The 20,532-nt window shown below is 69.9% G+C and carries 20 protein-coding genes; 11 read left to right on the top strand and 9 right to left on the bottom strand.

Going from position 1 to position 20,532, the window contains the following annotated elements; translation table 11 throughout:
- Positions 1-52: 52 nt before the first annotated feature.
- A complete protein-coding gene (locus AC1Q6E_RS10005) occupies positions 53-2,311 on the top strand; it encodes a sensor histidine kinase (protein ID WP_492572659.1) in 2,259 nt (752 codons plus the stop codon).
- On the top strand, positions 2,308-2,934 hold the full coding sequence (locus AC1Q6E_RS10000) for a response regulator transcription factor (protein ID WP_152793237.1): 627 nt from the start codon (positions 2,308-2,310) through the stop codon (positions 2,932-2,934). Before AC1Q6E_RS10005 ends, AC1Q6E_RS10000 begins: the two co-directional genes overlap by 4 nt.
- A 16-nt stretch (positions 2,935-2,950) precedes the next feature.
- Here AC1Q6E_RS10000 and AC1Q6E_RS09995 read toward each other — a convergent pair whose 3' ends face one another.
- Positions 2,951-3,787 carry an NAD(P)-dependent oxidoreductase gene (locus tag AC1Q6E_RS09995; RefSeq protein ID WP_296559858.1) on the bottom strand — a complete coding sequence of 279 codons (837 nt, stop codon included), beginning with the start codon at positions 3,785-3,787 and terminating at the stop codon, positions 2,951-2,953.
- 114 nt (positions 3,788-3,901) lie between these two features.
- Here AC1Q6E_RS09995 and AC1Q6E_RS09990 point away from each other — a divergent pair, with 114 nt between their 5' ends.
- The 3 genes from AC1Q6E_RS09990 to AC1Q6E_RS09980 all read left to right on the top strand — a co-directional run bounded on the left by AC1Q6E_RS09990 (position 3,902) and on the right by AC1Q6E_RS09980 (position 6,105).
- Positions 3,902-4,405, top strand: a complete 504-nt coding sequence (locus AC1Q6E_RS09990) for an acyl-CoA thioesterase (protein WP_152793235.1) — start codon at positions 3,902-3,904, stop codon at positions 4,403-4,405.
- 80 nt (positions 4,406-4,485) lie between these two features.
- Positions 4,486-5,436 (top strand): aldo/keto reductase, encoded by a 951-nt coding sequence (locus AC1Q6E_RS09985; RefSeq protein WP_492572658.1) that lies wholly within the window; start codon positions 4,486-4,488, stop codon positions 5,434-5,436.
- A gap of 114 nt (positions 5,437-5,550) precedes the next feature.
- Entirely contained in the window at positions 5,551-6,105 is a 555-nt protein-coding gene (locus AC1Q6E_RS09980; RefSeq protein WP_152793233.1) for a hypothetical protein, read from the top strand.
- On the opposite strand, the gene AC1Q6E_RS09975 is transcribed toward AC1Q6E_RS09980, so the two are convergent.
- Both AC1Q6E_RS09975 and AC1Q6E_RS09970 read right to left on the bottom strand, forming a co-directional pair.
- Complete coding sequence (locus AC1Q6E_RS09975; protein WP_152794613.1) at positions 6,083-7,315, bottom strand: PepSY-associated TM helix domain-containing protein; 1,233 nt, start codon at positions 7,313-7,315, stop codon at positions 6,083-6,085. The genes AC1Q6E_RS09980 and AC1Q6E_RS09975 overlap by 23 nt on opposite strands.
- A gap of 108 nt (positions 7,316-7,423) precedes the next feature.
- Positions 7,424-8,626 carry a 3-hydroxybenzoate 6-monooxygenase gene (locus AC1Q6E_RS09970; RefSeq protein ID WP_296559860.1) on the bottom strand — a complete coding sequence of 401 codons (1,203 nt, stop codon included), beginning with the start codon at positions 8,624-8,626 and terminating at the stop codon, positions 7,424-7,426.
- Between the two features lie 111 nt (positions 8,627-8,737).
- On the opposite strand from AC1Q6E_RS09970, the gene AC1Q6E_RS09965 reads away from it, so the two are divergent.
- Complete coding sequence (locus AC1Q6E_RS09965; protein ID WP_296559861.1) at positions 8,738-9,685, top strand: LysR family transcriptional regulator; 948 nt, start codon at positions 8,738-8,740, stop codon at positions 9,683-9,685.
- Here the strand turns inward: AC1Q6E_RS09965 and AC1Q6E_RS09960 are convergent.
- Genes AC1Q6E_RS09960 through AC1Q6E_RS09935 form a run of 6 tightly spaced genes read right to left on the bottom strand, consistent with a single transcriptional unit; the run spans position 9,639 to position 15,084 of the window.
- Positions 9,639-9,959, bottom strand: coding sequence for a 2Fe-2S iron-sulfur cluster-binding protein (locus AC1Q6E_RS09960; RefSeq protein WP_296559862.1), 321 nt, complete (start codon positions 9,957-9,959; stop codon positions 9,639-9,641). The two genes, AC1Q6E_RS09965 and AC1Q6E_RS09960, sit on opposite strands and share 47 nt — an antisense overlap.
- Before the next feature lie 16 nt (positions 9,960-9,975).
- Positions 9,976-11,208: a cystathionine gamma-synthase family protein gene (locus AC1Q6E_RS09955; RefSeq protein ID WP_152793230.1), complete on the bottom strand. Its 1,233-nt coding sequence runs from the start codon at positions 11,206-11,208 to the stop codon at positions 9,976-9,978.
- 39 nt (positions 11,209-11,247) lie between these two features.
- On the bottom strand, positions 11,248-12,204 hold the full coding sequence (locus AC1Q6E_RS09950) for a LysR substrate-binding domain-containing protein (RefSeq protein WP_152793229.1): 957 nt from the start codon (positions 12,202-12,204) through the stop codon (positions 11,248-11,250).
- A 13-nt stretch (positions 12,205-12,217) separates the two neighbouring features.
- Entirely contained in the window at positions 12,218-13,018 is an 801-nt protein-coding gene (locus AC1Q6E_RS09945; RefSeq protein WP_296559865.1) for a maleate cis-trans isomerase family protein, read from the bottom strand.
- Between the two features lie 26 nt (positions 13,019-13,044).
- A complete protein-coding gene (locus AC1Q6E_RS09940) occupies positions 13,045-14,019 on the bottom strand; it encodes a Bug family tripartite tricarboxylate transporter substrate binding protein (RefSeq protein ID WP_152793227.1) in 975 nt (324 codons plus the stop codon).
- A 27-nt stretch (positions 14,020-14,046) separates the two neighbouring features.
- Positions 14,047-15,084, bottom strand: a complete 1,038-nt coding sequence (locus AC1Q6E_RS09935) for a glutamate cyclase domain-containing protein (protein ID WP_152793226.1) — start codon at positions 15,082-15,084, stop codon at positions 14,047-14,049.
- A gap of 164 nt (positions 15,085-15,248) precedes the next feature.
- Here AC1Q6E_RS09935 and AC1Q6E_RS09930 point away from each other — a divergent pair, with 164 nt between their 5' ends.
- The 5 genes from AC1Q6E_RS09930 to AC1Q6E_RS09910 all read left to right on the top strand — a co-directional run bounded on the left by AC1Q6E_RS09930 (position 15,249) and on the right by AC1Q6E_RS09910 (position 20,522).
- The gene (locus tag AC1Q6E_RS09930) at positions 15,249-16,190 is read left to right on the top strand and encodes a LysR substrate-binding domain-containing protein (protein WP_296559871.1); all 942 of its coding nucleotides are present in this window, start codon (positions 15,249-15,251) and stop codon (positions 16,188-16,190) included.
- Positions 16,191-16,268: 78 nt separating this feature from the next.
- Positions 16,269-17,237 (top strand): Bug family tripartite tricarboxylate transporter substrate binding protein, encoded by a 969-nt coding sequence (locus AC1Q6E_RS09925; RefSeq protein WP_296559873.1) that lies wholly within the window; start codon positions 16,269-16,271, stop codon positions 17,235-17,237.
- Between the two features lie 44 nt (positions 17,238-17,281).
- Positions 17,282-17,953 (top strand): dienelactone hydrolase family protein, encoded by a 672-nt coding sequence (locus AC1Q6E_RS09920; protein ID WP_492572657.1) that lies wholly within the window; start codon positions 17,282-17,284, stop codon positions 17,951-17,953.
- A complete protein-coding gene (locus AC1Q6E_RS09915) occupies positions 17,950-19,278 on the top strand; it encodes a M28 family metallopeptidase (protein WP_492572656.1) in 1,329 nt (442 codons plus the stop codon). Before AC1Q6E_RS09920 ends, AC1Q6E_RS09915 begins: the two co-directional genes overlap by 4 nt.
- Positions 19,275-20,522, top strand: a complete 1,248-nt coding sequence (locus AC1Q6E_RS09910) for an NAD(P)/FAD-dependent oxidoreductase (protein ID WP_492572655.1) — start codon at positions 19,275-19,277, stop codon at positions 20,520-20,522. The genes AC1Q6E_RS09915 and AC1Q6E_RS09910 overlap by 4 nt, the downstream gene beginning before the upstream one ends.
- The last annotated feature ends 10 nt before the right edge of the window (positions 20,523-20,532 follow it).

Here is a 20,532-nt window from a genome sequence, read left to right as displayed (position 1 = left end):
CATCATCAGCGTGCCACCCCGTTCGCGTCCCGATTGCCGCTGGAATTCCGACATGCCCATCACTTCGTTCCTGGCCGTGCCCGCCCGCATCCTGCTGGCGGTGCTGGCGTTGTGCGCGGCGACCGCCGCCGTGGCCACCTGGGGGGCGTTGCAGACACCCTGGCTGGGCGTTGCGTTCGCCGTGGACGAAGCCGGCTCCGTGTCCGCGCGTGGACTGCCCGGCGGTCCCGCCCATGGCATGGGGGAGGGGGCGTCGCGCCTGGCGCTCTCGCGTCCGGGGAACCGTGCCGGTCTCGATGTCGAACCCGACGACCTGATCGAAGAGCCCGACTTCTTCGACGAGTTCGCGCGCATGAACCGGTTCTTCGACCGGCAGGGAAAATTCCGCGCGCTGCTGGACGGGCCCGTGCAGGCCGAGTGGACGCGGGCCGATGGGTCGCGCGCGACCGAGGTGTGGATACCCGGGGCCCGGCCGCTGGGGTCGCTGCCGGCGACGTTCTGGTTCCAGCTCGCCGTCAGCTTCGCCGGGTGCCTGATCGCATGCTGGGTCTGGGCCTTGCGGCCGACGGACCTGGGCGCGAGCATGTTCGCGCTGACCGGCCTGGCCTTTCCGGCCTTCGCGGTGCCGGCATCGGTCTACAGCAGCCGCGAACTGGCGCTGGGCGGGGAATTGTTCCGCGCGCTGTCCGCCGCCAACCACGCCGGTGCCTTCATGTTCGGCTGCGCGCTGCTGGCGGTGTTCCTGTGCTATCCGAGGCGGCTGGTGCCGGCGGGCGCGCTGTGGGCGCTGCCCGTCGTGTACGGGACCTGGTGGCTGGCCGACACGATGCAGTGGCTGCCCAGCCAGAACTGGACCCGCATGGGCATCATGTCCGAGATGCTGGGCGCGATCGCGCTGGCCGGCGTGCAATGGCGGATGAGCCGGGGCCGTCCGCTGGACCGGGCCGCGCTGCGCTGGCTGGCCCTGTCCATGCTGGTGGGCAGCGGGCTGTTCGTCTTTTCCACGACCGGCTCCAAGGTGCTGGGTTTCTTTCCTCCCATCTCCCAGGGCTACGCCTTCGGCTACTTCCTGATCATCTATGTGGGGCTGGCGTTCGGCCTGCGCCGGTACCGGCTGTTCGACCTGGACCGCTGGGCCTACCGTATCCTGCTGTGGCTGGCGGGGGCGCTGGCGGTGGTGCTGATGGACGCGGCCCTGATCGTCTGGCTGCGGTGGAATCCGGCCTTCTCGATGGGCGTATCGCTGCTGTTGTGCGGCTGGCTGTATTTTCCCTTCCGCCAGTGGTTGTGGCGGCGGTTGACGGGCGCCCGGGGGGCACGGGTCGACACCACGTTTCCCGACCTGATCCACATCGCGTTCTCGCCGTCGCGCGGGGAACAGGAGCGCCGGTGGGACGCGTTGCTCGGGCAATTGTTCGACCCGCTGGACATCCGCCGTCTTTCCCATGCCGAGGCGGAGGACCCTCGCGTGGCCACCCTGCTGGAATCGGGGCAGGCGCTATGGGTGCCGCCCTGCGGCGGCCTGGAAGGGCGGGTCCTGCGGCTGGCCGATCGCGGAAGCAGGCTGTTCGCGCCGCACGACGCCGAGCTGGCGGCATCGCTGTCCAGCCTGGTGCAGAAGGCGGGCGAGGGGCGCGACTCCTATGAGCGGGGCGTGCGCGAAGAGCGCCACCGCATCGCGCAGGATATGCACGACGACATCGGCGCGCGGCTGCTGATGCTGATCCACCAGGCGTCGCGCGCGGGCGATGGGGTGGCGGCCGATGTCGCGCGCGCGGCGATGAGCGACCTGCGCACCACGCTATCGGCCCTGGAGGGCCGGAGCCTGCCGCTGGCCGACGCGCTGGCCGACTGGCGCGCCGAGATGGCGGCGCGTTGCGACGCGGCCGGCGTGGATTTTGTCTGGAACGAATTCGTGCCGGCCATGCCCCTGCCGGACATGCAGGAGGCCCTGCCGGCCCGGATGAAGGCGACGTTGGAACGCGCGCTGCGCGAGGGCCTGTCCAATGCGCTCAAGCACGGCGGTCCGACCTGCATCGAGGTAGACGTACGAGCCGGCAATGGCCGCCTGGACATCGCCATGCGGGACGACGGCGTGAGGGGAGCGGGGCGCAGCGCGCCCGTCGCGGGGCCGGCCAGCGTCGGCCTGGGCCTGGCCGGCATGCGGCGGCGCCTGGCCGAATATCAGGGCGTCGTCGGGCTGGAGCGCGGCGAGGACGGCTGTGTCCTGAGGATTTTCCTGCCGCTGGGCGCCGGAGCCGGCCCCGGCGCGTCCGGGGAGCCGGCCGAGCCGGCGGAGGTGCGGGCATGAACGACATACTCATCGTCGAGGACTTGCCGGAGGCGGCGGCCATGCTGAACGAGGCCGTGGCGCTGGCCTTCCCGGCCGGGCGCGTGCGCTGCAGCCAGGACCTGGCGCAGGCCGGCGCGGCCGTCGCCGCGCAGGTGCCGGACCTGGCCCTGGTGGACCTGGGCCTGCCGGACGGCGACGGCACCGAGCTGATCGCTACGCTGACGCTGCGGCACCCGCGCTGCACCGTGGTGGTGTCCAGCATCACGGGCGAGGACAGCAAGCTGTTCGCGGCCTTGCAGGCCGGCGCGCAAGGCTACGTGTTGAAAGAACATCCGCCGGCGCAGCTCGCGGCGATGCTGACCGGCATCGCCCAGGGCCAGCCCCCGCTTTCCCCCGCCATCGCGCGCAGGCTGCTCGATCATTTCCGCTTGCGGCCGGCCACGGTGATCAGCCCGCTGTCGGCCAGGGAAAACGAAGTGCTGGTGCTGCTGGCGCGGGGCCTGCGGCTGGGCGAGATCGCCACCGCGCTGGGCATTTCACGCCACACCGTGGGCGATCACGTCAAGCATATCTACGAGAAGCTCAACATCGCGTCGCGCGCCGAGGCGGCGCTGCGCGCCAAGTCCTTCGGCCTGGTCTGAGGCGGCGGGTGCCGGATCAGCGCCGCAGGCGGTCCAGCGCTTCGTCCATGGCCGGCGGCCGGGGCGCATCCTTGTAGACGTCCAGCCGCCGGAAGATGTCCGCCGCCGCGAGGTGGAAGCCCGAGGGCAGTCCGGCGGCATGGAAGGTGGAGGCGATTTCTTCCATTTCGCCGACCCAGCGCCAGGCCTTCTCGGCCTTTTGCGCGACCTCTTCCGACCGCGCGGGCGTCTGCGGGCTGGACAACTGCCATTCGGCCAGCAGGGCTGGTTCCACGCCTTCGTGGCGGGCCAGCGCGCGTATGCCGGCCAGCAGGGCGGTGGCCCCCTTGCTCCATGCCGCATAGCAGATCTTCAGCGCCGAGGCGCTGCCGGCGGGAGAGTCCAGGGCGATCGCCTGGAGCGCGCTGCCTTCGAACCGCGCGGCGATCTCCGCCGCGGCGTCGCCGGCCAGATAGAGGCGGGTGCTGCCGGCGGCGCGGGGCGGCTGGCCGATGATGCCGCCGTCGACGAAGCGCGCGCCGCCGGCGCGCACGGCATCCTGGATCTGCCGGAGGGTGGCGGGCGAGACCGCGTTGGCATCGACGAAGATCCCGCCGTAGCGGTGCTCCGCGACCTCGCGCGCCAGGTCGAGCGCGTTGTCAGGCGGGCAGACCGAGATCGCGATGTCGGCGGCGCGCAGCGCGTCGGCCATGGTGCCGGCGTCCACGAGGCCGGCCTGGCGCGCCCGCTCGGCCGTGGCGGCGCTGCGTCCGGCGGAACACCAGAGCACGCGGTGTCCGGTGGCGACGAGGCAGGCGCCGATGGCCGCGCCCATGGCGCCGGGATGAAGGAGGGCGATGGTGGGGCTGGGCATGGCGGCGTCTCCCTGGGGCGAATGATGGCGGGCGTCCATGTTAACGCCGCCGCGCGGGCCGTGCCCGCGCTGGCTACAATGACGCAGCTCCGTATCCGCGCAAGAAGGTTCGCCATGAACGATTCCCAGCACAAGCTTTCCATGACGATCCTGATGACGCCCGACATGGCGAATTTCTCGGGCAACGTCCATGGCGGCACCATTCTCAAGTATCTCGACCAGGTCGCCTATGCCTGCGCCAGCCGCTACGCGGGACGCTACGTGGTCACGCTGTCGGTCGACCAGGTCGTGTTCCGCCAGCCCATCCACGTGGGCGAGCTGGTCACCTTCTACGCGGCGGTCAACTACACCGGACGCACGTCCATGGAGATCGGCATCAAGGTAGTGACCGAGGACATCCGCAGCAAGATCGTGCGCCACGCCAACAGTTGCTATTTCACGATGGTCGCGGTGGGCGACGACGGCGTGCCGGTACCGGTGCCGCCGCTCGAACCGCAGGACGAGGAAGAGCGCCAGCGCTGCGAGGCAGCGCTGCTGCGGCGCGAACTGCGGCAGGAAATGGAGCGGCGGCACCTGTTGATCAAGGAACGCACCACGCAGGCGGGCGGGGCGCAATAGCTCATGCGTGGCGGCTATTTGGACGGCCGGCCGGAATCTCCTACTATTTTCGATTCCGTTTCCTTCCGTTCGAGGCAGCCATGACCTATCGATCGCTCGGCACCACCGGCCTGCAGGTATTCCCCATCACCTTCGGCGGCAACGTATTCGGCTGGACCCTGGACGAGACAGCGTCGTTCGGCATCCTGGACGCGCTGGCCGACCGGGGCATGAACTTCATCGATACCGCCGATGCCTATTCGCGCTGGGTGCCGGGCAACCAGGGCGGGGAATCGGAAACCATCATCGGCAACTGGTTCAAGCGTACCGGCAGGCGCGACCGCGTGATCCTGGCGACCAAGGTGGGCAAGGCCGCGCTGGGCAGCCAGGGCGGGCTGTCGGCCGCGTACATCGAGAAGGCGGTGGAAGGGTCGCTGCGCCGCCTGCAGACCGATTACATCGATCTCTACCAGGCCCACGACGACGATGCGGCGACGCCGCTGGAAGAAAGCCTGGCGGCCTTCGACCGGTTGGTGAAGGCCGGCAAGGTCCGCGCCATCGGCGCGTCCAACTATACGGCGGCCCGTTTCCAGGAAGCCCTGGACGTGAGCCGCGCCAACGGCCTTGCGGCCTATGCCACGCTGCAGCCCGAGTACAACCTGATCGAGCGCCGGCAGTTCGAGACCGAACTGGCGCCGGTGGCGCTGCGCAATCAGGTGGCCGTCATCAACTACTACGCGCTGGCCAGCGGCTTCCTGAGCGGCAAGTACCGCACCGCCGCCGACCTCGAGGGCAAGGCCCGCGGTAGCCGGGTGGGCTCGTACCTGGACGAGCGCGGCCTGCGCATCCTGGAGGCCCTGGACCAGGTGTCCCAGCGGCACGGTTCCACGCCGGCGGCGGTGGCGCTGGCCTGGCTGCTGCACCAGCCGGCGGTGACGGCGCCCATCGCCAGCGCCACGTCGGCCGCCCAGCTCGATTCGCTGCAGGCCGCCGCCACGCTGGCGCTGGACCGGGAGTCGTTGGACCTGCTCTCGACGGCTAGCGCCTACTAGCGGCAAATCCCCCGGCTGGCGCCGCTGCGCCGGCCGGCGCGTTGCGCATTGTTTGCAGTGCGGTGGAAGGCTCACACGTAGACTTGCCCAGGGCTTGTCTCTGCGAGCACTTCCATGACCGAACTCACCGGCGAGTCTTCCGAGCGCTGCGCAGCAGGGCCGCTGTGCGATCTGGGTCCCCTGATCGTGTCAGCCGTGGAGAGCTACGACCTTTCGCCGGACGGCAACGTCCGGTTCGTGGAAACCGATGTGCCGGACCATCCCTTGCTGGTGGCCGGCTCCGTCGAGCATGTTTCCGCGCTGATCGATTCCGCCATCGCCTGTGTCGCGAGCCGCCCCGGCGTCAACCGGCGCGTCGTGGTCGGCGCCCGCCTGGACCTGGACCGTGTGCAACTGCGGGTCGGGCATGGCAATGGCGGGGGCGGCCATGCCACCGTGCCGGTTTCCCTGAACGAACTCCAGCCCTGGGGGCCGACCCGGGTGCGCGCGCTGTTCGCGGCGGAGCGGGAGCGCATGCTGCGGCTGCTGGATGCCCTGGACGCGACGCTGGTGATAGGCGTGGACATCGCCCTGGACGCCGTCGTCCTGTCCATCGTCTTTCCCGCGATCGGGGGAGGGCCGCGGCGCCGGCCCTATACCGGGGCCATCAGGACAGACCGGGTGAACTAGCCGCGACGGGGCGCACGCGGGCCTGCGCCGCCCTGGCCGACGCCATGCGGCCCTTGCGCTTCTTCGCCCATATCACCACGCCCGTCACGCTCAGGATGGCCACCGACAGCCCCAGCAGCGACACGAAGATGCGGCCGGGAATACCCAGGATGCGGCCGGAATGCAGCGGGAACTGGGCCTGCATGAATATGTCGCCCGCGCTGCCGGTGCCGGGGATGTGCTGGCCCAGCAGCGCTCCGCTTTTCTCGTCGAAGTAGAGCCAGCTGTTGCCGAGGCCGCCGTCGCCGTGGTCGTTTCCGGGTTCGTGGAAACCCACGCCGTAGATGCCCTGCAGCGCGCCGTAGAACACGGCGCCGGCGGGCTCGGCGATGCCCAGGCGGCTTGCCTCGGCCTTGCCCAGCTCGACGATCTGCGTCCGGTGCAGCGTCGGCATGATGGGCTGGTCCAGCGGGCGCAGGGCACGCGTCTCGAACGGCGTGGGCGTCAGCGGCGAGATCTGGTTGACCACCGGGCGCACCACTTCGTTGCCGAGGTTGAGCGAGATCGAGGTCACCGCCAGCAGGAGCAGCAGCGCCCACAGCCACACGCCGCCGGAGCGGTGCAGGTCGAAGTTGAGCGCGTAGCCGCCCTTGCCGACGCGGAACGCGAACGACTTGCGCCAGGCGCGCCACGAGGGGAAGGACAGGTAGAGCGCGATGAAGCAGTCCAGGAACCAGGCGATGCTGACCAGCCCCATGAACCACATGCCCAGTTCCACGCCCTTCACGTTGGGCAGGTGCATGGTGTAGTGCAGCTTGTACAGGAAGGGCAGCAGGTTCTCGCGGCTGAGCGAGATCGCGCCCCATTCGCGCCGGCCCTGGACCTGGCCGGTGACCGGATCGAGCGCGACCTGGTTGAAATCCAGGGGAAACGCCTTGCCGGTGGCGGGGTCGATGCGGCCGGTGACCGACACCAGCAGGGCGTGGCCGGGCTCCACTTCCAGCGGGTTGAACGTGACCATGAGGCGGGGGTCTTGGGCCTCCAGCCTGGCGATGAGCGTTTCGACCGGCAACGGTTCGCCCTGCGTGGCGGGCTCGAACAACTGCGGGTTCAGCCAGGCGTCGAGTTCATGGTCCCACGAAATGAAGGCGCCCGTCAGGCCGGCGATGAACAGGAAGGCCGCGACGCCCAGGCCTGTCCAGCGGTGCAGGAGAACTCCGAATTTGCGCAACATGGGGCTAGGGTCGCGCCTTTGACGGGCCGCGGTTCCCGGAATGGTTGGAAATTCCGGGAATAATAACGCGAATCAGTCTTATTCAGTAATCAAAGATCCCGCTGATCACGTCTCCAGGTTCAGGCAGGTCTCCACGCGCCAGCCATAGAGCCACTGCATCGCGTCGTAGTACTGCGCCTGCGTGCGCCCGACCCACAGCGCGTTGCGCACCAGGCGTTCCACGCCCTTGGCATGGTAGAGCGTGCCCATGGCGCGGGTGGACAGCACCACGCGCGCGGTGCGGGTGATGCGGGAATCTTCGTACAGCCGGAACGCGGCTTCCAGGTCGCCTTGGGCATGCCGCACCGCCGCGCCCAGCGTGGCGGCATCCTCCAGCGCCATGCAGGCGCCTTGCGCCAGGTATTGGGTCATCGGATGCGCGGCGTCGCCCAGCACGGTGGCGCGGCCTTGGCCCCAGCGAGGCTGGGGATCGCGGTCGGCGGTGGCCCAGCGCTTCCAGGACGTGGGCCGGTGCAGCATCTGGTGCGGGCGTGGATGGATACCCTCGAAGTAGGACAGCACTTCCTCCTTGCTGCCTTCGCGCACGCCCCAGACCTCGGGTTCGCGGCTGTGGAAGGTGACCACCAGGTTGTACTGGTGCCCGTCGCGCAGCGGATAGTGAACGAGGTGGCAGTTGGGACCGGCCCACACCACCGGGGCATTGATCTTGAGGTCGTCGGGCATGTCGGCTTCGTCCACCACGGCGCGGTAGACCACGTGGCCGGTCACCCTGGCCTCGTCGCCGATCAGCGTATCGCGTATCACCGACTTCACGCCGTCGGCGCCCACCACCGCGTCGGCCGTGTGGCGGCCGCCCTGGTCGTCCACCACCGTGGCCTTGCCGTCGCCTAGCTCCAGGGCCCGCACGCGGGTGGATGTCTTGAAGCGGATCAGCGGATGGACCTGCACCGCTTCCAGGATCGACAGATGGATGTCGGCGCGATGGATGACGGCGTAGGGATTGCCGAAGCGCGCGCGGAACGCCTCGCCCACGTCGAAGCCGCCGACCTCGGTGGCATCGACCGCGTCCATCATGATCAGGCGCTCGGTGAAGACGGCGCGCCGCCGCGCGGCCTCGCCCACGCCCAGCGCGTCCAGCGCGGCGAAGGCGTTGGGGCCGAGCTGGATGCCGGCGCCGATCTCGCCGATGGTGGGGCTCTGCTCCAGCAGCTCGACCGCCACGCCTTCCCGGGCCAGCGCCAGCGCGGCCGCCAGGCCGCCGATGCCGCCGCCCACCACGATGGCGGTTGTCTGGGGTCCGGTGCTCATGATGTCTCCTCGGGTGGAATCTGGCGCCATGTTAGTGAGCGGGCGCGCTTGACTCCATGGAGCGGTATCGATAGGCTGAATCGAGATAATCGATATGGATAAAACCTGAAATTGGAAAATATCGATACGAAGCTGCTGCGCGTGTTCGACGAGATCCGCCGCACCGGCAGCGTCTCCGCCGCCGCCGAACGCATGGGCATGAGCCAGTCCACGATGAGTTTCTTCCTGGCCAAGCTGCGCGAGCTGTTCGACGATCCGCTGTTCGTGCGTACCACTTCGGGCATGGCGCCCACGGCCCGCGCGCTGGAGCTGGAAGGCCGGGTGGCCGCCGCGCTGGCCGCGATGCAGGCGCTGCTGGAACCCGCGGTCTTCGTGCCCGCGGCGTCCGACCGCGTCTTCCGGCTGTGCATGACCGACATCAGCCACATCGTGCTGCTGCCGCGCATCGTGAACCGCCTGCGCGACGCCGCGCCGGCGGTGCGCATCGAGATTTTCCGTATCGGACCCGACACGCCGGTACGCATGGAAAGCGGCGAGGCCGATCTGTCCATCGGTTTCATGCCGCTGCTGGATGCCGGCTTCTATCGCCAGCGGCTGTTCGAGCAGGACTTCGTGTGCGTGGCCGGGCCGCGCCATCCGCGCATACGCCGCGCGTTCACGCGCGCCGATTTCGCCCGCGAGGGCCATGTCGACGTCTCGCCCTCGACCACCAGCCAGCTGATCGTGGAGCAGGCCATCCGGCGCGCCGGACTGGAGCGGCAAGTGGTGCTGCGGCTACCCAGCTACCTGGGCCTGGCGGCCATCATCGCGCAGACCGACTTCGTCGCCACGGTGCCGAGTCTCCTGGGCGGAATCGTCGCGCGCCAGGAAGGCCTGCGCGTGCATGCGCCGCCGATTCCGATCGAGCGCTATGCGGTCAACCAGTACTGGCACGCGCGGTTCCACCGGGATCCCGGCCATGCCTGGCTGCGCCAGACCCTGGCCGAACTGTTCATGGATACCGGCGCAGGCGTCAGCCCGCCCCGCCGCCGGTCTTCTCGGCGTGCGGATTCACCATGACGATGGCCGACGTGGCGACGGCCACGCAGGGAAGGATGAAGCCTTCCTGCTTCTCCTGCGCGCTCAGGCCCGGCCAGTCGACCAGATAGCGGACGCTGCCGCTTTCCATGCGCGAGAAACAGGTCCGGCAGGTGCCGTTGCGGCAGATGGCGGGCAGCCGCACGCCGGCGCGCCGCGCGGCCAGGAACAGGCTTTCGTCTTCGCCGGCGGCGAAGGTCCATTGCTGGGGATCGAGCGTGACGGTGTGCCGAGGGCCGGAGGCAGGGGTATCCACCTGGTGTCGACCGGCCCTAGGCGGCGTCGCAGGCCTGGGCGAAGTCGCCCAGCAGATCCTCGGGGTCCTCGATGCCGACCGATACCCGTATCAACGAATCGGCGATGTCCATCTCGCGTCGCCGTTCCGGCCCCATTTCCCAATAGATGGTGTGCGCCACCGGAATGGCCAGCGTGCGGTTGTCGCCCAGATGGGTGGCGGAGATGACCACCCGCAACTGGTTCTGGAAATGCACGGGATCCAGGCCGTCTTGCAGCTCGAAGCTGAGCAGGGCGCCGCCCCGCTTGAACAGGGCGCGGGCGCGCTCGTGCTGCGGATGGTCCGGCAGGCTGGGGTGGTAGACGCGCTTGATCTTGGGGTGGGCGGACAGTTGCGCGGCCAGCGCGGCGGCCGTCGCGCAGGCGCGCTCCATGCGCAGGCTGAGCGTCTCGGCGCCGGCGGCGATGCGATGCGCGGCCTCGGCGCCCAGGGTGGCGCCCATGTCGCGCAGGCCTTTCTTCTTGATCTGCTGCAGGCCCTGCATGGCGGGCTTGGCGCCGCGGTACGACGGACTGATGTTGGGGTAGGCGGTCCAGTCGAACAGGCCGGTGTCCGTGACCGCGCCGCCCAGCGCGTTGCCGTGGCCACAGATGTACTTGGTGAGCGAGTTGATGCTCAGGTCGGCCTGGACCGTCTTGGGGCGGAACAGGTAGGGCGACGTCATGGTGTTGTCGACCACGTACAGCACGCCGCGGGCCTTGCACAGCGCGCCGATCTCGGCCAGCGCGGCCACCTGGGTGCGGGGGTTGGCGATGGTCTCGACGAACACCAGGCGGGTATTGGGGCGCAGCGCCCGCTCGACGTTGGCGGCGTCGGTCGCGTCGACGAAGTCCACGGCCACGCCCAGGCCCTTGACCGTGGCGAACAGGCTGTTGGTATTGCCGAACAGGAAGCCGCTGGAGACCACGTGGTCTCCCTCGCGCAGCAGGGTGGTCAGCACCGCGGCGATGGCCGCCATGCCGGTCGAGAAGGCGACGGTGCCGACGCCGTCCTCCATCTCGGTGAGCTTGGTTTCCAGCGCGGCGGTGGTGGGGGTGCCCTGGCGGCCATACGAATACCCCGGGTTGCGGCCCTGGAACACGTCGACCAGGGTTTGCGCGTCGTCGTAGCCGAAGGCGGACGAGGTGTGCATGGGCTTGTGCAGGGCACCGTGTTCGACCGTGCCGCGGCGGTCGCTGTGGAGGATGCGGGTGGTGAAGCCTTCGGACATGATCTGGACTGGGACTATCTAGGGAGGGTAGATGGGATTCTAAACCCTGCCCGGACGCCGCCGATCCGTCGCCCGGGGGATCCTGGCGTCCAATTCCGCCAGCTTGTCCGCGACCACCTGCTTGAGCACCCGGGTCAGGGGGGCGGCGGCGGCCGGCTTGGGCATGTGGCGGCGGTACATGGCCGAGAACTCCAGCGAGATCGTGGGCGTGAACGGCCGGATGGCGACGCTGGGAAGGTGGGCGCCGATGATGGCGATGGGGTCGATGATGGCGATGCCGACGCCGCGGCTCACGTAGCCGATCACGGAAGACGAATGCATGGTCTCGACCCGGATATTGGGTTTGACCCCGGCCTCCAGCATGGCGCCATTGAGCTGCATGCGCTGGCGGCTGGCCTGGCCGAGCGCGACGAAGTCCTGTCCGTCCAGGTCGTTGACCGAGATCCGTTTCCTGTCCGCGAGCGGATGGCGGGCGGGCATGACGCAGACTGCCTGCGTCGCCGGGAAGGGGTCGTGCTCCAGCCCGTCCAGGTCGCCCGGCGGCCCGCCGAACACGATGTCCAGCTGCGCGTGGCGCAGCATGGAAACGAGATTGATGGAGCTGTCGGGATGGACCGACACGACGACGTCGGGATGCTGTTGGAGCAGCAGGCCGATCGCTTCGGGCAGGCAATGCGTGGCGAGATTCGGCATCGCGCCCACATGGAGATATCCGGCCGTCGACAGGCGGATCGCGCGCGCCGCCTCGCGGATCCGGTCGGCGCCCGAGAAGTGCCGCTCCACTTCCCGGTACAGGCGCAGCGCCGCCTCGGTCGGGATGATCTGGACGCCCTGCCGCTGGAACAGTCCCAGCTTCAGTTCGTATTCCAGGTCGCGGATCAGGCGCGAGACCGCCGGCTGTGAAATGGACATCACGTGCCCGGCCGCCGTCATGCTGCCGGTCAGCATGACGGCGCGGAATGCCTCGAGCTGCCGGAAGTTCAGCGGACGTGCCAAGGTGGCGATGCGATCAGCGATGGGGAGATCCCGCCGATGATACTTCGAAGGCGGCGTCGTCGATAGGCGCGAGGCATGATTCGAGCAGCTTCCCGTGGCCCCCGATCGCGTCGCGCAGGCCCAGGCGGCGCAGGCACGCCCAGAAGCAGGCCTGGTTGCTGGTGATGACGGGTTTGCCCAGGTCGCGTTCGAGCGCCGCGATCACGCCCAGCGACGCCAGGTTGGTGCAGGAGATGAACACGGCGTCCGCCTCCGGCCGGTCGACCAGGCGGGCCAGCCGGTAGATGGCCTCGGGGGGCACGCGGCCGATGCCGCGGCGTTCTTCCTGCGTTTCCCCGAGTTGCAGGCCGTGCAGCGACACCACATCGAAGCCGTATTCCTCCAGGAACTCGCGTTCGCGGCGGTTGACGAATTCCACGTAGGGGGTGGCCACGGCCACCTTGCGCACGCCCAGCGCCCGCAGGGCCGCGACCACGGCTCCCGAGGCCGCCAGGGCCGGCGCGCCCGCCCGCTCGCGGATGTCCGCCACGATCTCGGACATGGGGCACATGAACGATCCGGACGTGCAGCCGTAGGCGATGATGTCGACCTCGGCGGTGGCCAGCTGGTCGGCGGCCGAGCGGGTCGCCTCGGCCATGGCGACGTAGGACTCCTGGGTCATGCTGCCCAGCAGCATGGCGCGGGCCGAGAACACGCCGACGCCTTCGGGAGCCATGCGCCAGAACTCGGGTTCGTTGATGGTGTTGGTGGACGGGACGATCAGGCCGATCTTCGCCTTCCAGCCATAGGGCGCGTACAGGGAAACGGCCTTCATGGACATGCTCCTTCCTGGTTCCTGGGTCATTCGAGCCGGATCCCCATGCGGCGGATCAGCTCGCCGTATTTCTGCTCCTCGGCCACCAGGATCTCGCCCAGCTCGGCGGGCGTGCTGCCGACCACTTGCGCGCCGGCGTCCTCGAGGCGCTTGCGCACCTCCGGCAGCTTCAGCGCCGCGACGATCTCGCGATTGAGCTGGTCGATGCGCGTGGCCGGCGTGCCGGCGGGGGCCAGGACGGCGCCCCAGGATTCCGCGCGGAACCCGGGATAGCCCGCCTCGGCGACGGTGGGGATGTCCGGATACCGCGCGAGCCGTTCGGCGCCGGCGGCCAGTATCTTGAGGTTGCCCGCGGCCACGTGCGGCTGGACGGCGCCCAGCGTGTCGAACACGATCTGGGTGCGTCCCGCGATGAGATCCATGTGCGCCGCCGCGCTGCCCTTGTAGGGAACGTGGGTCATCTTGAGTCCGGCCAGGTCGGCGAACCACTGGCCGAAGACGTGGACGTTGCTGCCGTTGCCGGCCGAGGCGAAGGCGAGCTGGTTGGGGCGCGCGCGCACGTAGGCCACCAGTTCCGGCACGTTGTTCACCGGCAGCGAGGGCGAGGCCACCAGTACCATCGCGGTGCGTGTCGCCATGGTGACCGGCGCGAAGTCCTTGATGGGGTCGAACGGCAGGTCGGGGATGAGCGCGCGGCCGAAGACGTGCGAGCTGACGACGTAGACCAGCGTATTGCCGTCGGGCGCGGCCTTGGCGACCTGCGCGGTGCCGATGGCGCCGTTGGCGCCCGGCTTGTTCTCCACGACCACGGGCTGGTGCAGCCGCGCGGCCAGGTGTTCGGACAGCAGCCGGGCAGTGATGTCGGCCAGGCCGCCCGAGGCGTAGGGAACGACGATGCGCAGCGGACGGCCGGAGGCGGCGGGCGCCTGGGCGTGGGCCGCGCCGATCGCGCCCAGCGTGAGGGACAGGCAGGCGGCGATGCGCCTGAGCGATGCAGACATGTCGGTTTCTCCCGAGGTATGAAAAATCTAGCGGTCGAGCGTGCCGTGGGACAACCCACGGTCGGGCGGCGCGATATTGACGCGCACCATGTCGCGCAGAAGCTGGATGATCGCCATCGAGCTTTCGCCTTCGGTGCCATCGACGATGAAGCGCGAGGTGCAATACCGCATCTCCCAGCCGCCGGCGTCCAGGCAGGCGCGCAGGACGTCGCGTTCGACCGCCGGCGTATGCAGGACGTCGAGCCGGCGGCACAGGAAGGCGAGCATGGCGCAGAGGCCATAGGCTCCCCAGTTGGAGATCGAGGCCGGCAGGAAGATGTCGGTCGCGACCGTGGTCGGCACGCCCACCCCGCCTTCGTACTGGCAATGCCGGCCGTAGGGATGGAACGATTTCATGAAGTCGAAGATCCGGCCGAAGCCGATCTCGTTGCCGTTGTCGCCGATGCCGATGGACAGGACCTGGCGCTGCGCGGCCAGCGCGAAGAGCGGCGAGAGGTCGACGCCCGACCGGGGCCGTACACCCGTGGAATAGTGGATCAATCCGTGCTCGTTGGGCCCCAGGCGTTCGATCGATACGATGGCCCGGGGCTGGTAGTCGTCCAGCAGGCCGGCGGCCCAGGCCTGCACGTCGTCCTGCCGCTCGGGCGAGGTCGCCAGCGCCGCGCCCATGCGGCGGTCGCGGCACAGCGCATAGTCGCGCACCATGATGCCCGCGGCCTGGCTGCTGGCGACGACCGGCGGGGCGTGGCAGGGTTCGGTCACGAATACCGGGACTGCCTGCAATCCCCAGAACAGGGCATGGGCCAGGGCCGCCGCGCCGGGCGGACCGTCGCTCTCGCCGTTCGGCGCCTCGGGCGCGTAGCCCGCGCCGGTCACGATCAGGACGCGGTCGCCGGGCCGCACGGTATCGGCCAGGGCCTGCGCGGCGCGCGCGCTGATCGGCCTGCCGCCGCCTTCGGCGCGCGCCTGGTCGTAGATCGGGCCGATGATGTTGTGGTTCATTGCGCGGTTGCGCATTTCGACCGTGACCAGGCGGTCGATGTATTCGCCGATGATGTCCGGCATCGGAGGCTCCCGGATGGCTCTGGATTAGACTGGAGCCATTCTGGGTCGTACCGTGTCCGGCGACATAATCGAATTCTCGGCGCTATCGATAAGCAAATGTTATGCAGCGCCGCGGCGAACCCTGGCTGCCCCGGGGGGCGGCTTCCTGGCCTGCGTCCTTCATCATGAACATTCCCTCCATACCGGTCCTGCGCGCATTCATCGAGGTCGCCCGCTGCAACAGCTTCACCCGCGCGGCCGACACGCTGTGCCTGACCCAGAGCGCCGTCAGCAAACAGGTGCAGGCGCTGGAGGAACAACTGGGCTGCCGGCTGTTCGTGCGTTCGGGAAAACTCCTGGCGCTGACGCCCGCCGGCCGCGCCTACCTCGCGCATGCCGGCGATGCGCTGGCCATGCTGCAGGAGGGCACGGCGATCGCTCAGGAAGTGGCCGGGGAAAAAACGCCCGCGGCCGCGGTGGAGATATCCGCGTCGCCGGCCTTCGCGTCATACTGGCTGATTCCCCGCCTGCCGGGTTTCCGCGAGCGGGCGCCCGGCACGCGCCTGGCGGTCCGTCCGCGCCTGCCGGACTTCTCGCCGGTGACCGAGCGCTTCGACCTGGAGGTCCGGGTCGGCGCCGGCCGCTGGCCCGATGCCCGGGCGATACGCCTGCTCGGGCGGGAAATGGCGCTCGTGGCCAGTCCCGATCTGCTCGGGGATACGCGCGCCACGCTGCGGCAGATCCAGGCCCTGCCCGTATTGCAGCGGGCGCAGCGCGGCTATGACTGGCGGGAATGGAGCGCGGGCGCGGCGCCCGCGTGGACGCCCCGCGCCGGCACGGGCCTGTTGTTCGAGGGGTTCTCCGTGTTGATCCCGGCGGTGGTCGCGGGGCTGGGCGTGGCGATCTGTCCGCTGTTCCTGGTGCTGGACCAGCTCGAGAGCGGCCGCCTGGTGCGCCCGCTGGGCGAATGCGTGCGGACGCGGTATGCCTACCATGCCGTGCTGCCCACCGGCGCGGGCCATGGCGCGGCCCGGGACCGGTTCCTGGACTGGATGCTGGCCGAGGCCGAAGCGACACAGATGCGCATACAGAAACACCTGGATCCGGGGTATTCCATGGCGGAATGAGGGTCTCGAAGTTTTCGTTTGACCCCCCTCATGGTGGAACTTAATGTGGCGCCTCTCATTCCTCCAGGCGTCCGTGACATGCGTGTCCTTTCCATTCTCCGTCTTTGCCTCGCGGGCGCGGCAGGCGCCGCGGCCGCCGCTCCCGTCCTGGCCGATTCCTATCCGTCCCGGCCGATCGAGTTCGTCGTGCCGTATGCGCCGGGCGGCGCCTCCGACATCGTCGTCAGGGCCCTGGCTCCGCAGCTCCAGAAACAGTTGGGCGTATCGGTCGTGGTCATCAACCGCGCGGGAGCCAACACGGCGATCGCCGCGACGCAACTGGCGCGTTCCGCGCCCGATGGCTACACGATCATGCTGGCCGATGTCGCCCTGGTGCTCAATGCGGCGGTGCGCCGTACGTCGCCGGGCTACGACGTGGCGAAGGATTTCTCCACCGTCGCCCAGGTGGGATCCGCGCCGCTGGTGCTGTTCGTGCCGGCTGCGGGCGCGGCCGACCTGCCGGCGTTCCTCAAGCAGGCGCACGATCGTCCCGTGAACATCGCCAACGCCGGCCCCGGTTCGCTGGGCCACCTGGCCGCCGAACTGCTCCAGCTGCGCACCAAGACGTCCCTGGCCAGCGTGCCCTATCGCGGGTCGGGGCCCGCCATGAACGAGACGATCGCCGGGCAGGTGGATGCCATCTTCACCAGCACCGCCTCGGGCATGCCCCTGGTCAAGAGTGGACGCCTGAGGCCGCTGGCGGTCGCGTCGCCCGAGCCGTTGAAGGACTTTCCCGAGATTCCCACGTTCGATCGCCTGGGCGTGCAGGGCGTGCACGTCTTGAACTGGTGGGGGGTGATCGCGCCGGCGGGGCTGCCCGCCGACATCTCGGCCCGCATCGCGAAGGCGGTGGCGGCGGCCATGCGTGATCCGGCCATCGTGGAGCGCTTCGCGGCGCTGGGCATTTCGCCGGCGACGCGCGACGCGGCGGCCTTCGCCGGCCTGATGAACCGGGAATTCACCGCCTGGCGCGACGTGGCCGCCCAGGCCGGTATCAAAGTGGATTGATGAACGGCACCGACAGGTGTTCGTGCGAACAAGGAGAGTATGCAATGAGCGGTGTACTGACGCGCCTGGCCTCGGCTGACGGTTTCGAATTCGACGGCTACGTGGCCCGGCCGGCGGGCGCGCCACGGGCGGGCGTGGTCATCCTGCCCGAGATCTTCGGCGTGAACAGCCACATACGCAGCGTGGCCGACCGGTATGCGGGATGGGGCTATCTCGCGATCGCGCCCGGCGTCTTCGATCGCGTGGAGCCGGGGCTGGACCTGGGGTACGGCGACGACGACGTCCGCAAGGGCCAGGCCCTGATGAGACTGATCGACTGGAACGATGCGGTCAAGGACATCGAGGCCGCCGGCATGTTCGCCGCCGAAGCCGGGAAGGTGGGCATCGTCGGTTTCTGCTGGGGCGGAACGGCGGCCTGGGTGACCGCCGCGCGCGGCACGGGATTCGCGTGCGCGGTCTCGTACTACGGCAACGCCATTCCCACCGTGATCGCGCCGACGCCGCGCATTCCCATGATGCTGCATTGGGGCGAGCGCGATCACCTGGTCTCCAGGGACAAGATGATGGAGCCGGGCCGCGCGGCGCCGGAGGCGGCCGTGCATTTCTACGCCACGGGGCATGGCTTCAATTGCGACCAGCGCGATCTCTACCACGCGGAATCGGCGGCCCTGGCCCAGCAGCGCACGCTGGCCTTCCTCGACGAGCATCTGGCATGACGCGGGACGATGCGGGCGCGCGGACCGCCGAGCAGGCGGCCTTCGGCGAGGTCGCCGCGCGCCTTCGGCAGGACGAAGAGCTGTGGACCGACTTCGAGGCCCTGTGCCGGCACGGCGGGCGCATGGCGGGTACCGCCAGCGAACGCGCCGCGCAGGATTGGTGCGAGCGGCAGTTGGCCGCTTTCGGACCGGTCGCGCGCGAATCGACGCCTTATGCCGGGTGGCGGTGCGACCATGCCGCCCTGACGCGCCTGCCCGACGGCCGGCAACTGGAGGCCGTGCCGCTGCTGGGGACGGCGTTCACGCCGGCAGCGGGGATCGAGGTGCCCGTGCTCGACCTGGGGCGGGGAACGCCCGAGATGATCGCCGCCGCGGGCGAGGGCGTGCGCGGGCACGCCGTCATGGTGCGGCACGAGTATCCCTTTTCCACGCAGACCGTCCATCGCCGCGTCAAGCTTGCCGCGGCGCAGCGGGCGGGGGCGGCCGCCTTCCTGGTCGTCCAGCCCGAGGCCGGGATAGGTCCGGTGTCGGGATCCTCGGGCCGCGGCGGGGGACCGGGCATTCCGGCCATGGGTATTTCCGCCGAGGCCGGCGCGGCGTTGCGGCACCCCGGAGCGCGCGTCCATGTGCGTATCGATGGCGAAGACCTGCCGCAGGCGCGGACCGACACGCTGGTGCTCGACCTGCCGGCTGGCCAGGCCGCGCAGCCGGACGAGCGCGTCGTGCTGTCCGCCCACATCGACGGGCACCCCTTGGCGGAGAGCGCCCTGGACAATGCGACCGGCGTGGCGGCGGCGATGGCGTTGGCCCGGGCGTTCGCCCCCCGGATGCACGCCATGCGCCGGGGCCTGACCGTGTGCCTGTTCAGCGCCGAGGAATGGGCGTTGAACGGCTCGCGCGAATGGCTGGCGGCGCTTCCCGGGGCGCGGCGCGCCGCGATGGCGCTCAATATCAATCTCGATTCGCTGGCGGGGTCGCCGCGCCTGACCGCGTTGACGTCGGGATTCGTCCGGCTGGGCGAGTTCGCCCGGTCGGGCGCATCGCTGGCGGGTGGCGCGCTGGGCGTCCATCTGCCGCTCATGCCCAACAGCGACCATGCGAATTTCGCGGCCTGCGGCATCCCCGCGCTGCGCCTGATCGCCGGGTTCGACGAACCCGACAGCGCGCTGCGCCTGTTGCTGACGCCCGCCGACACGAGGGCGCTGGTGGGCGAAGGCGATCTGCGCGCCGCGACGGCGTCGGCCGCGGGCGTGCTGTGGCGCGCGCTGCGCGCGGACAGCCTGGGCGATCTGCGGGATGGGGCCATGCCGCAGGTGCAGGCATGAGCGCATCCGCGCGAGGTTCGGTCGTGGTGCTGGGCGCGGGGCTGGTGGGCCTCGCGTGTGCCCATGCCTTGCAGCGGGACGGATATGCCGTGACGGTCATCGACCGCGGTGGCGTGGGCGAGGGCGCGAGCTTCGGTAACGCCGCCCATATCGCCATCGCGTCCATTTTTCCGCAGTCCGCGCCCGGCATCCTGGGGCAGACGGTCCGGCTGCTGCGCGACCCGGACGGTCCGCTGATCGTGCGGCCCGGCTATGCCGGCCGCCATCTTCCCTGGTTCGCGCGCTTCGTGGCGCAGGGAACCGCCGAGCGCGCGCGCGTCGGCACCCATGCCATGGCGGCGATGATGGCGCAGGCCTGGGAGGCCTGGCAGCCCGTGCTGGACGACATCGGCGGCAACGATCTGGTGCGGCGGTCAGGCGCCCTGCATGTGTTCGGGTCGCCGGCGGCACTGCGGGCCGCGCATGGCGCCTATGAATCCCGGCGTGGCCTGGGGGTGGCGTGCACGCCGCTCGACACGGACGAGGCCCGGGCCATGGAACCCGCGTTGACCGATCATGTTGGCGGCGCGATGTGGATACCCGGTATGGGATACGTCACGGATACGCTGGTGCTGGCGCGGCGCCTCGCTGCCCGCGTCGAGGCGCTGGGCGGACGCATCCTGCGCGCGCAGGCGACCGGCATCGATGCCGGCGGCGTGCTGACGAAGGATGGGCGCCTGCGCGCCGATCGGGTGGTGCTGGCCGCCGGCGCATGGTCGCATCGGCTGGCGCGCGGCTTGGGGGTGGATATCCCGCTGGTCGCCGAGCGCGGCTATCACGTCATGCTGGCGCCGGGCAGCAGCCCATTGCGCCTGCCGGTGTTGATGGTGGAGCGCAAGGTGGCGCTGACGCCCATGGCCGCCGGTATCCGGATGGCCAGTGTGGCGGAGTTCGCGCATCCCGATGCCCCGGCCGACCATGCGCGCGCGGGGCGTGTATTCCGTGGTCTGGAGCGGTACGTCCGGGGCGTGGATGCCGAGCCGGTATCGACATGGGTGGGGCCGCGTCCTTCCGTGCCCGACAGCCGTCCCATCCTGGGGCAGGCCCCGGCCACGCCCCATGTCCTGCTGGCCTACGGCCACGGCCATCTGGGCGTGACGCTGGCCGCGCTGACGGGACGCGTCATCGCCGACGTGGCGGGGGGGCGCGATCCGAGCGTGGATATGCGCGCCGTCGCGCCGCTGCGGAGCCAGCGGCTCAGGTGATGGGGAAGTG

Source organism: Pigmentiphaga sp. MLSB6-MA01 (assembly GCF_058793475.1).
The sequence above is the reverse complement of the archived record's forward strand: the minus strand, read 5'-3'. Positions and strand labels throughout refer to the sequence as shown.